At 40.0% G+C, this 12436-nt stretch carries 10 protein-coding genes; 2 read left to right on the plus strand and 8 right to left on the minus strand.

Annotation, left to right across the window (positions count from 1 at the left end):
• Positions 1–139: 139 nt before the first annotated feature.
• Positions 140–1333: a DEAD/DEAH box helicase gene (locus PGX00_RS15455; protein ID WP_272138216.1), complete on the minus strand. Its 1194-nt coding sequence runs from the start codon at positions 1331–1333 to the stop codon at positions 140–142.
• A gap of 932 nt (positions 1334–2265) precedes the next feature.
• On the opposite strand from PGX00_RS15455, the gene PGX00_RS15460 reads away from it, so the two are divergent.
• Positions 2266–3531, plus strand: a complete 1266-nt coding sequence (locus tag PGX00_RS15460; RefSeq protein WP_272138218.1) for a RidA family protein — start codon at positions 2266–2268, stop codon at positions 3529–3531.
• Between the two features lie 87 nt (positions 3532–3618).
• On the opposite strand, the gene PGX00_RS15465 is transcribed toward PGX00_RS15460, so the two are convergent.
• The gene (locus PGX00_RS15465) at positions 3619–4971 is read right to left on the minus strand and encodes a D-serine ammonia-lyase (RefSeq protein WP_272138220.1); all 1353 of its coding nucleotides are present in this window, start codon (positions 4969–4971) and stop codon (positions 3619–3621) included.
• A gap of 170 nt (positions 4972–5141) precedes the next feature.
• On the opposite strand from PGX00_RS15465, the gene PGX00_RS15470 reads away from it, so the two are divergent.
• A complete protein-coding gene (locus tag PGX00_RS15470) occupies positions 5142–5417 on the plus strand; it encodes a hypothetical protein (protein ID WP_272138222.1) in 276 nt (91 codons plus the stop codon).
• 67 nt (positions 5418–5484) lie between these two features.
• Here PGX00_RS15470 and PGX00_RS15475 read toward each other — a convergent pair whose 3' ends face one another.
• The 6 genes from PGX00_RS15475 to citC form a co-directional block, all read right to left on the minus strand.
• On the minus strand, positions 5485–6267 hold the full coding sequence (locus PGX00_RS15475; RefSeq protein WP_272138224.1) for a DUF5718 family protein: 783 nt from the start codon (positions 6265–6267) through the stop codon (positions 5485–5487).
• A gap of 128 nt (positions 6268–6395) precedes the next feature.
• Entirely contained in the window at positions 6396–7349 is a 954-nt protein-coding gene (gene citG / locus PGX00_RS15480; protein ID WP_272138226.1) for a triphosphoribosyl-dephospho-CoA synthase CitG, read from the minus strand.
• A 237-nt stretch (positions 7350–7586) separates the two neighbouring features.
• Complete coding sequence (locus PGX00_RS15485) at positions 7587–8891, minus strand: sodium ion-translocating decarboxylase subunit beta (RefSeq protein ID WP_272138228.1); 1305 nt, start codon at positions 8889–8891, stop codon at positions 7587–7589.
• A gap of 9 nt (positions 8892–8900) precedes the next feature.
• Entirely contained in the window at positions 8901–10697 is a 1797-nt protein-coding gene (gene oadA, locus PGX00_RS15490; RefSeq protein WP_272138230.1) for a sodium-extruding oxaloacetate decarboxylase subunit alpha, read from the minus strand.
• On the minus strand, positions 10697–10966 hold the full coding sequence (locus PGX00_RS15495; RefSeq protein ID WP_272138232.1) for an OadG family protein: 270 nt from the start codon (positions 10964–10966) through the stop codon (positions 10697–10699). Before PGX00_RS15495 ends, oadA begins: the two co-directional genes overlap by 1 nt.
• Before the next feature lie 301 nt (positions 10967–11267).
• Positions 11268–12362, minus strand: a complete 1095-nt coding sequence (gene citC / locus PGX00_RS15500) for a [citrate (pro-3S)-lyase] ligase (protein ID WP_272138234.1) — start codon at positions 12360–12362, stop codon at positions 11268–11270.
• Between the last annotated feature and the right edge of the window lie 74 nt (positions 12363–12436).

Below are 12436 nucleotides of genomic sequence, written 5' to 3' on the forward strand. Positions count from 1 at the left end.
AAGCCGGTCAGTAACCAGCTTTCCAAATTTGTGGCGATTCTAACAGCTTTTGTGAACCACATCACTATCAATTACAAATAGAAAGAGCGAAACGTTAATATCTATCTGCATAACGTTATTGGTCTACGCTTCTCACCATTTAATTATTCGATTCTCTTTTATGTTTAGGTACATAATTAAGAATCGAGATAGGCACTTCTTTGCTCGGTACAAAGCCCTCAATCGTTCTTCGTTCAATCAATTGCCCTAAACGGCTCTCAATCATACAGAGGTGCTTGAAGTTATCTCTCGAGACTAAAGAAACGGCCTCACCTTCCGCCCCAGCACGGCCTGTTCGGCCTATTCTATGAACGTATTCATCTGCCGGATACGGGAGATCATAATTGATAACACAAGGTAGATCATCTATATCAATACCACGTGCAGCCACACCAGTAGCGACGAGATACTTAATTGAACCATCTTTAAAAGCTTCTAGTACCCTCGCACGGGAAGCTTGATTTCTTCCACTATGGAAAGCTTCAGCCGCAATTCCACGCTTCTCAAGTTGTGCTACAAGCTTAGCTGAACCGTGTTTGGTTTCTATAAAAATCAATGCCTGAGGCCATGAATTTTCTGTTAGCAAATGACTTAACAGTGCCGATTTTTTGTCTTTGTCCACGGTCACTAACCACTGTTTAATATTACTTTTAGAGGCTGAATGCTTAGTGATAGCAATCTCTGTGGCGTCATTGATGGCGGTTCTTGCTAGTTCACGAACAGGATTAGACATTGTTGCCGAGAATAGCAAATTTTGAATGTTATTTGGTAAACGTCCGATGATCTTGTTGATATCTTCAATGAAACCCATATCAAGCATTCTGTCGGCTTCATCTAAAACCAAAATTTCAGCTTCTTCAAAATAAACAGAATGTTGACCATATAGATCTATCAAGCGACCTGGCGTGGCAACTAAAATATCAATACCATCGACTAACGCTTGTTTCTGAGGCTGATAATCAACTCCACCATACATGGCCAATGATTTAAGCCCAAGGTGCTTACCGTAGTCCACAATACTGCTGTTCACCTGAATAGCCAGTTCCCGCGTAGGAACAAGAATAAGCGCACGGAAACGTTTCTTTTTCTGCGTTTCCCCTTTACTCAGCATCTCTAATATAGGTAAGACAAAACCCGCCGTTTTACCCGTACCGGTTTGTGCTGCCGCGATCAGGTTTTCACCTTTTAAGATCACAGGAATCGCTTGTTTCTGAATTGTCGTTGGAGATGAGTAACCTAAGTCGGATACCGCTTTTAGAATAGGGTCGCTTAAACCAAGCTTAGAAAATGACATTGTCGGTCTCTAGTAAATTGTTAGCTCACAAGCACCATAGCTTATGAGCATTAAAACATGTTAATTGCCGCACAGTGTAGCGCCTTTATTATTAAAATCCACTTCTAAGGTAGCAAGCTTCGTTTAGACAAAGTTCAACAATGAATATCATTTTTTACTTAAATACTGAATCCAGTGAAAACTTTCATTGTTGGGGGCCAATTTATGCCAGTGCGTGGTAAATTGCAGTGCCTGTTTGTTTTTTCCTAAAGCACTAAGTACTTGAGTTTTGACCAACAACACTTCATTTGTTTGTTCATTTATCTGACTAACACTAGCTAACGCCTCATTGTGGCCAAAACGGTTACAGAAAACCATTTTTTTACATACGGGCACATAACAAGATATAAAAAGTCTATCCAATTATCTGATATGCATATATAAGTTAGAGACGCAACCATTATTAAAAGTAACAAATACTATTATCTAACATCATACAAGATTTTATTATAAAGCAAAGTAAAATATATTCTAATTAAAATACTTTCGTGTCTACCTAAGGTTTATTTCTATCCGCATGTCTTTACCTGCCATATTAAAATAAAATATTCCCTTTCAATTATTCACGGTTCAATTCGTGTATATCCATAACATTCAGAGATCAAGATCACTTATCGAAATTAAAACTAATCTCGTGTGTACTTACTGATTATAAACAACCATTTATTGCCAAAAATTCAACCAAATCTCGATAATTAGTTCTAATCAACACTCTTTCTGTTATTTGTTTTATTTAGCTAATATATTGCTAGTATGAGCGTCAAGGTTTGAAAGTTAAAACTAAAAAAACACAGCTTTATTCAGTTCTAATTAATATTAAAAACCAATAATTGATAGGAATTTGGTTCAGCTGAATTTAACTAAACAGTGATTCCAATAGGAGATAATTCGTTATGACTGGCAACATTATAAAGTTTTCGAGAAATACAGAGAACGCACCAATAAACTCTATGTCTACACAAACAGTAGCTTTTTCTCATTACAACAATATTTCTGCTCAATTACCTGTAGACGCAAAAACAGGTAAAACTGTCGATGGTGGAGTAAAAGATCAGGCCAGACAATGCTTAACAAATATTAAAGCCATTGTAGAAAGTATCGACCACATAATGGGTGACGTTGTAAAAATCAATATATTCCTTAAAAATATCTCAGATGTTGCTGCTGTTGATGAAGTTTACTCAACATTCTTTCAAAACTACTTCCCTACACGTACGACCGTCGCAGTAGCTGAGCTACCAATGGCTGACGCTTTAGTACAAATGGACGCACTTATTTCTAACGGTGAAGGAACCACACCCCAAGCACCTTGTGATCTTATAAAAATAGCAAAAAATACTGAAAATGCTCCGACAAGTTCAGTTTCTACACAAACCGTTGCTTTTTCTCACTACAACAATATTTCTGCTCAGCTGCCTGTTGATCCTAAAACAGGAGATATTGTATCCGGTGGTATTAAGGAACAAACTGGGCAATGTCTAAAAAATATCAAGGAAATTTTGACGAGTATCGACGTTCCTTTTGATGATATTGTTAAAATCAATATATTCGTCAATGACCTCTCCGATATTGACGCTGTAAACGAAGTTTATTCCACCTACTTCCCTGATTCTGCCATCGCAAGAAGCGTTGCCTATGTGCCGGCGAGAACAACGGTTGCTGTAGCAGCTTTACCTATGGGTGCATTAGTACAGATTGACGCTGTTGTATCACACGGAGACGGAACACCGCCACAAGCTATTGAAGATAGACATGGCATTGTCATTCGAGCAAAAAATACCGAAAATGCACCAAAAAGCACATTTTATACACAAACCGTGGCTTTTTCTCACTACAATCATATTGCTGGTCAACTACCTGTCGAACCATGCACAGGAAAAGTAGTCGCAGGTGGTGTAAACGATCAAGCAAGACAATGCCTTAATAACATTAAAGCGATTGTGGAAAGTGTCGGCCATGTGATGGACGACGTTGTCAAAATTAATATACAACTTAAAAACATCGCAGATTTAGATGCTGTAGACGATGTTTACACTACTTTCTTTGAAAAAGATCTTCCAGCAAGAACTACCGTTGGCGTTTCCTCGATTGCTATGGATGCGTTGGTGCAAATTGATGCTGTTATTTCAAATTGCGAAGGCACGCCACCAAAAGCGTAATAGATTCTAGATTGTTTAACAGACAACAAGGCCTCGATATATACGAGGCCTTTAAAGATACTGAAAATAGAAATTATATCGCACTAATCAAGTATTGTTACACACCTCAGTTAGGTTATTTGCAAACGACAAATAGGACTTCATCTCAACATCCGGCACCATTCCTCCGCCTGTCGCCCAAACCAGATGTGTAGCATCTGCCATCACATAAGTTAAATCCGAAAATTTTTGATAATCGGCCGCGTCAGAAACTATTACTGGCCCCAACATTCCGGCCAACGCTGAAGGTTCGAGTTGAATATTCTCACTTTTATTTAGCTGCCCCAATAAATGATACATTGTCTCATCTGAGATTGTGTAATAACCGTCTAACAAGCGTTGCATTGCTCGACCTACAAAACCCGATGCTCTCCCTACGGCTAGTCCGTCCGCTGCAGTGACGTTATCTATCCCAATATCCTGTACGCAAATTTTATCATGCAGACCCGTATGTACGCCTAATAACATACATGGGGAATGAGTCGGCTCGGCAAACACACAATGCACATTATCACCAAAAGCCATTTTAAGGCCGAATGCCACACCACCGGGACCACCACCAACACCGCACGGTAAATAGACAAACAAAGGATGTTGTTTATCTACCGCTATACCCATCTGTTTAAACTGAGCCTTAACCCTTTCTCCCGCAACAGAATAACCAAGAAATAATGTTTGAGAATTTTCGTCATCAATAAAAAAACAATTCGGATCTTTTTCTGCTTCTTTGCGGCCTTGTTCGACAGCAACACCATAATCTTGCGTATATTCAATAACATTCACACCATGCTCTCGAAGTTTTTTCTTCTTCCACTCGCGCGCGTCAGCGGACATATGAACAGAGACCGAAAAACCCAGTTTGGCGCTAATAATGCCAATCGACATCCCCAAATTCCCTGTAGAGCCCACGGCTATACTGTATTGACTAAAGAATGTTCTGAACGTTTCCGAACACAGTTTACTGTAATCATCTACTTCAGAGAGCATTCCAGCATTGATAGCAAGCTTTTCTGCATGGGTTAAAACCTCATAGATACCACCACGGGCCTTAATCGACCCAGAAATCGGAAGGTGACTGTCTTTTTTAAGCATCAAGCGACCAGGAATCTTAATGCTATACTCTGTTTCCAGATTGGCTTTCATATGAGAAATTTCAGCAACTTCGGACTCGATAATGCCACCAGAAAGACGTGTTTCTGGAAAAGCTTTTGCAATATACGGAGCAAAACGAGATAGACGCTCACTGGCGTCTTTAATATCCTTGTCATCTAGGCCTATAAAAGGCCGTGCTGCATCGAGGCTTGTGCTATTTGGGTTAAACCAGTTTACCTGCTCTAACGCTATCATGCGTTTAAGTAATGGAAATTCTGACTGTAATAACGTCACGTCATAAGCGGTCATTTCTATTTACTCCAATAAAGCTAAATTTATGTATTATTAATAACTTATACGTTTTAATCAAAAACACCACTAAATACTTTTATTCCACTAACAGATGAGTAACTGGTCAAATAAACTTATCATCAATGTCTTTAATATTACTCTCGTTCCACAGCCACGAGATAATAAATATGATCGTTACCAACATATCAGATGACACTGTTACTGAAGAAGCTAGAAATCACTGGCTAAAATACTGGAAACATTTTACGAAAGAAGAATACACTTACTGTTCTGAAGCAAACTGCACCGAAAAACACGACCACGGTGTATTGGTTAAACATCGGTCACCGACTTCTGAAAAACTTTTTGTTGTTCCTTTGTGTAAAGAACATAGTTATGGCTACCAAAGTCAGCTTGAGATAGACGAAAGAGTTGACATTATACCGGCGGAGCTCTGTTTGTAGGGATTTTATTGGAACAGAGCAATGAAGCTTTTTCATTGCTCTTTTTTTACACACTAGAACTTATTGATTATACGATTTCTTGTGTAAACATGATTACATCTTGATTATTCAAAACATCTCCAGCTCGGAATAATTCTTCAAATCTATTTTCATCCCACGCCAGTGAATTACAGGCACCAACATGTACTTTATCACCCAGTTTTATAAAATTTTCTTCACCCCATTTAGTGTAATTTGGTGCTCCTGTATATAAAATCAACTCTTCTGGATAATTACTTTCCACAATAGACGGCAAGATTTCTTCATACATGCCTTCGCTCTTCTGAGTATTTATTTGGTTGATAATCCAAGTTTCCAATTCTGAACAGAAAACCTTAGTTTCAGTACAATCCACTAATGGCGTTGAACAGTAAAACTCCCCGTCTCTTTCTATGTAAGAAATTAATTTAATTTGATTTCCATAGTTGTCAGGTGTAAACGGCTTCATATCCCACCAAAGTTGGTTAATCCCTTTTGATTTTTCTCCCCAAGATTTGCGTTCTGATATTTTTTTAGAACCATCTAACTTTCTAATAGTAAAGTCGTTACCAATGGTCATTTGTAACGGTTCTAAATCAGCAACTTTGCCATTTTCGTAATTGACTTTAAATCTAACAACGAACTCTGGCTCGATATCAACATTAGAGCCGGCTTCAGGGTATTTGGCTTGTCCGTTACTCGAAACCGTTTCTTTATGCTCTTGATGGATAATAAAGATACCGTTTGGCAACGGATGTTCTTGAACCTTCTCTGCCCCACTTAGGTGTCCAAAGTAGTTGCCAATAATTCCGATACATATACTTGAAGTCATGTTTTTCCTTACATAAAAAAGTCCCCATAGCGAGGGACTATAGGGATAATTAAAGATTGTTATTTGTGGCGCTTATTTATCACGTCGAACACACAATGAGTGATAATTTATCATTATAAAATATACAGTTAACCTAAATATTGCTGGTTTGAATTTGAACATATATTGAGCTGTGCTAATAACCAAGTAGCAGCAAGTAAATCTGCGCTTCCGCCTGGACTCAAGTTTCTTTCTACTAGTTGTCTATCAAACTTCGAAATCGCGTTTTCCCATTCAATATCCGTACGCTCTGAACTATTAAGAAGTTGACGAGATTGTTTCTGAACGTAAGCTAATCCTTGCATCCCGCCCCTATTTACTAGATTCGTATCGCTATTGTTTGCCATCAATGAGAACAATGTTTTGGACATCGCTTGCTCTTCCGACTCACCGTTTAACACGCTGTTTTCATAAACTGGCAGCCCGTACAAAAAAATAGTTGGGTACCCCTGAGCAGCCTCACCACGAATCCCTGTAAGACCATGTTCTTTAAACAACCTTTCTCCTGCTGTCACTGGTATTTTCGTCGACGCTTTTAAATCATCTGAAACCAAGCTTCCACAGCATTTCGTAATAACGCTACGGATATGTAAAGCATCGTATGAAAGTCCTTTCCGGTGTAACCAGCCAACCGAACCGCAAATTAGACCTAGCGTAAAGATCATTCCTTTATGAGTGTTAACGCCGTTGGTTACATCAAACATAGCTCGTTCCGCCTCAATACCGATACGACGAAGATGTGGTAGCAATTCATCTTCAGACAGTTGGTATTTCTCGAATCCAACACGGACAAACTGTTTCATAAAAGGTCTTAACGCGTCTGAACTTAATATGAATGTATCAATATCCATATCAGAATGGGCACCGCTAGAGATGCAGTCCACTAAACCCGGCTTAGGTGTTAAATGGGCTTCTAGCATCATCGCGTGATACGCTAAATTTCCTGCTAATTCACATACATTAAGCTCTAACATACCGCTAGCAGTTTGGTCATATAAGCAACAATCATTTAGTAGCCATCGAATAGAATTACTTGCAATCATGGATAATCTCACTCAATTTCTTTTCCAGCTAGTGATAATTGCTCTGTAAGAACATTTTATTGATTATTATTGTTTCCTATACAGATAAATCAGATAGCGATAGCAATCATATTTCCATGCAGGTTAAACATCATTTATGGTTTTAATGAATACAATTAAAGGGCGGTAAAAGTCATCAAACAAAAAAAGAGAGAACATAGTTCTCTCTCACAACGTCGAATTAATCAAACTCTATGATTAACCGCCCATCACATACTTAATCATCACACCTGCCGCAACTGCAGATCCAATAACACCAGCTACGTTTGGTCCCATAGCATGCATAAGAAGAAAGTTTTGAGGGTTCGCTTCTAAGCCAATTTTATTAGACACTCGCGCGGCCATAGGCACAGCAGAAACCCCAGCCGAACCTAGCAAAGGATTTACCTTATCTTCAAATACTCTGTTCATTAGCTTAGCCATTAATAAGCCCGCTGCCGTACCTACACAAAATGCAGCAATACCTAATGCCAAAATACCCAACGTTTGTGGTTGCAAGAACTTATCTGCCATTAACTTAGAACCAACCGACAACCCAAGGAAGATAGTCACAATATTAATCAGACCATTTTGAGCAGTATCTGACAGACGCTCCACTACCCCACATTCACGCATAAGATTACCAAAGCAGAACATTCCGAGTAGCGGCGTCGCTGAGGGAAGTAGCATCGCGATTAAAATCAACAGCATCAATGGAAAGCAGACTTTCTCAATTTTGCTTACCATACGAAGCTGCTTCATTTCTATTTTTCGTTCAGCTTCTGTTGTCAGCGCTCTCATAATTGGTGGTTGTATCATAGGAACTAACGCCATATATGAGTATGCAGCAACCGCAATAGCACCAAGAAGTTCAGGTGCCAATAAGCTAGACACGTATATTGCCGTTGGACCATCCGCACCACCAATAATACCGATGGCTGCGGCCTGCGCCACACTGAAATCCATGATACCGAATTGACTCAGTGCGAGAGCACCCAAAACGGTCGCAAATATACCAAATTGAGCGGCGGCCCCAAGCAGTAGAGTTTTAGGGTTTGCTAATAACGGACCAAAGTCAGTCATCGCGCCTACACCCATAAAGATCACTAGCGGAGCAACACCTGATGCAATAGAAACATTGTAAAAGGTGTATAACATACCATCAGAATATTTGTACTGCTCAGCCAAAAGGTGAAGCTGCATTTTTTGTTCTGGTGTTGCTAAAGTTAATGCACCTTTAATCGCTTTAGGCGCTGTATCAGGCATACCGAGAACATTTGCAAACGACTGCATCACTTCCGCATTACCCACATGGATCGCCGCTTCAATAGCATTGATCGCAAGGTTTGCCTCTGGCAGATTCGCTAATATTCCACCTAAACCAATGGGAACAAGAAGCAGTGGCTCAAAGTTCTTCACGATCGCGAGGTACAGAAGTACAAGCCCCACTATAATCATGGTTGCCTGACCCCACGTGAGGTGCAGGAAACCAAAGTCTCTTACTAGTCCTAAAACGCTGTCCATTTTTAACCCTTATGCAATTGCAACTAGTGCATCGCCAACCTGAACGGCATCGCCTTCAGAAACAGTAACGCTTTCGATAACACCATCGCGTGCAGCTCTGATCTCTGTTTCCATCTTCATCGCTTCTAGGATAAGAAGAATGTCTCCCTCTTTAACCAGTTGGCCTATTTTAGAATGTATTTTCCAAATATTACCCGCGAGAGGAGCAGAAACAGTTTCAGCGTTTCCAGACGGTGTCGCAGCAGTTGCAGTAGGTGCAGAAATAGGCGCTGTATTCGCAACGGCTAATACTTCCGCATCAGCACCTTCGTTTATTTGCACCACATAAGACTGGTTATTCACGTTAACGGTATACACGGCACTATCGTCTTTATTCGATTTTGTATCCGCCTTTGGTGTTGGCTCCGCAACGGTTGGTAAAGGCTCAAAAGCATCTGGATTATTACGATTTTCGAGAAACTTCCAAGCGACCTGATCAAACAAAGCCACCGTGAGGACATCATCAATGGCATTTTCTGCCAGTGTAATTCCTTTCTCATTTGCTTTAGCAATAACGGACTCTGTCAGGCTATTCACTTCTGGATCTATTAAGTCAGCTGGACGACAAACTATCGCTTCTGCACCATCTAAAACACGCGCTTGCAGCTCTGCATCCATTGGTGCCGGGGTTTTACCATACTCGCCTTTTAAGACTCCTGCGGTTTCTTTAGTAATAGATTTATAGCGTTCGCCCATCATTACGTTAATCACCGCTTGAGTACCGACAATTTGAGACGTAGGCGTAACCAGTGGAATATAACCAAGATCCTTGCGAACACGCGGGATCTCTTCTAGTACTTCGTCTATTTTATCTAGCGCATTTTGCTGCTTCAGTTGGCCTTCCATGTTAGTCAACATTCCGCCAGGGACTTGAGCAACTAAGATACGAGAATCTGCACCCTTCATTTGACCTTCGAAAGCGTGGTATTTCTTGCGGACTTCACGAAAATACGCGGCGATATTTTCCAGCTTTTCAATATCTAACCCCGTATCTCGTTCTGTACCTTTTAAAGCGGCAACAATAGATTCTGTTGCTGGATGCCCGTAAGTGCCACTCATGGATGAAATGGCCGTATCTACCCGGTCGACACCTGCTTCAATAGCTTTAAGTACCGTCATATCGGCTATGCCAGCCGTCGAATGACAATGAAGGTGCAGTTCAACATCCAACTGTTTTTTAAGTGTTGAGACCAATTCATACGCTTCATATGGAGACATCACTCCCGACATATCTTTTAAAGCGATAGAGTTGACGCCACACTCAACTAGCTGTTCAGCAACATCAACCCAAGATTGCATCGTATGCACAGGGCTAGTTGTGTAGCAGATAGTCCCTTGAGCGTGAGCACCTTGACGGTTTACCGCTTGAATCGCTTGCTTCATATTACGAACATCATTCAATGCATCGAATACACGGAACACATCCATGCCGTTGACTACCGCTCGCTCAACAAATTTGTCCACTACATCATCAGCATAGTGACGATAACCCAAGATATTCTGACCTCGGAAAAGCATCTGCTGCTTTGTATTCGGCATCACCTTTTTTAGCTCTCTTAGACGCTCCCAAGGGTCTTCACCAAGAAAGCGAATACATGAGTCGAATGTCGCTCCGCCCCAAGATTCTAGAGACCAGTACCCGATTTCATCGAGTTTTGAAGCAATAGGTAGCATATCGTCTATGCGAAGACGAGTAGCAAATAGTGATTGATGTGCATCGCGCAATACCACATCTGTGATACCTAACGGATTAATAATTTTGGACATTAGAAATTCCCTGTAGTCTTACAGTTATTGACTGATTTTTTCTTATGGTGATGAAGCGCCGCCGTGATTGCAGCAACCATTGAATCGTCTGACGCGACTGGTACAGTACTTGTAATTGAAGTAGATGCCGGAGCCGCTGGTTCGAGTTTCATAGCGATAGTGGACAGTAAGCGTGTTGCACCTACTAATAACGCTAAGAAACAGAAAACGAACCCCATGCCGAGTAGCATTAGTGTTACGCCTTCGAGAATAATTGGACCTTCATTCATGAAAATTCCAAACCTGTTGGTGATTAGTGTCCACGAATTCTATCTGACTAGCCGAATTCAACTCCGTGAAGTCCATCATTCAATTTCAACTACTAAACAACTAATATGGCTTTAATAAACTTAACTAATAGTTATATCTATCTGATTTAATATTAAATTCATTGAGAACATTAAAAACTAAAACAACATAATCAAGTATTAAACTTGTTCGTTTATAAAGGTATGAATTAGGAAATAAAAATGCCAAGCAAAAGCTTGGCATCGGTCAGAAAAACCTCACGAGTCAATAAATCATAAACGCCTAAGCATGCAAACCAACTTGGGGTGTAGTAGAAGTACGTTTAGCATTTTCTCTCTTCGTTTGATAAACAGAGATTTCTTCATCAAAAAGATTCTTCATATATTTGTAGGTACTTTTTGGCACTATTGGTTCTATCTCGTCCCATCTATTTTGAAAAAGTAAACGACGAACTAAAGATGCGGATATAGGTTGATTACTCAGTTCCTGCCTCGGTATTTCTACCAGAGATATTGGAGGTAATTCTAACGTTGGAGTATCAAGCCATTGATGCATTTGTTGATTATAAAACCGAGTCACTTTACAAATAGGTTCTGTACCAACATAGCGGTGGGTAATTCCTAAAGATGGAGCGATAAAATTACGAAACAACTGTAGATCAATCGCAGTATGACTGTAATTAATAACACCTTCATCCTTTAGAAAATAACTAGGAAACGTTGCTCTTGAGATCATATAATCTGAGCCTTCATGAACGATAACGTTATTAAAATGCTCGACACCTGCTTGTATCATTTTCATTCTGTCATGATACGAAAAAAATGAATTATCTTCTTTTACGACAAATAGATGTACCCAATCGCACTCTTTAGATGCTTTATCTACAAGATAAAGATGGCCCTTGGTGAATGGATTTGCATTCATAACGATACTACCAATCCTCCCGCCGGCTCTTTTCTGTTTGGCAAGGTTTTTACTATAATTGCTGAGTCGTGTTTTGCTGTTCTCTAGAAGAATGACACGGTCTTTTACCGATGTAAGAAGATAAAAGCCTGCAGCATGGAACATCTCATAATTTTCAGGCTTAGTGTAAATGAATAGGTTATACCGGCCGAGATCGTATGCCATAGTAACCAGTTCCGTAAGTAGCTTTGTTGATAACCCATAACCTTGGTGTGCATCACTAACAGCAACCGACTTCAACATATGCCCTGCTAATGCGCCGCAACCAACAATTTCTGCGTCCTCATAAGCGACAACGAAAATCTCGACATCGTCATCTATCCCCAACCCAATTTGAGTTAGAAACTGTTCTACTTTAGCCATTTTCTTAACGTTACTTGCGCTAATTTTTTGGAAATAATATGAATGCTGCACCGATACATCTCAATAATAGATTTACTCAGTAACTATCCTATTTATTGAAAAGAAAAAGCATGATAGAAATCATG

The organism is Vibrio algarum (genome assembly GCF_028204155.1).
GTDB classification, from domain to species: domain Bacteria; phylum Pseudomonadota; class Gammaproteobacteria; order Enterobacterales; family Vibrionaceae; genus Vibrio; species Vibrio algarum.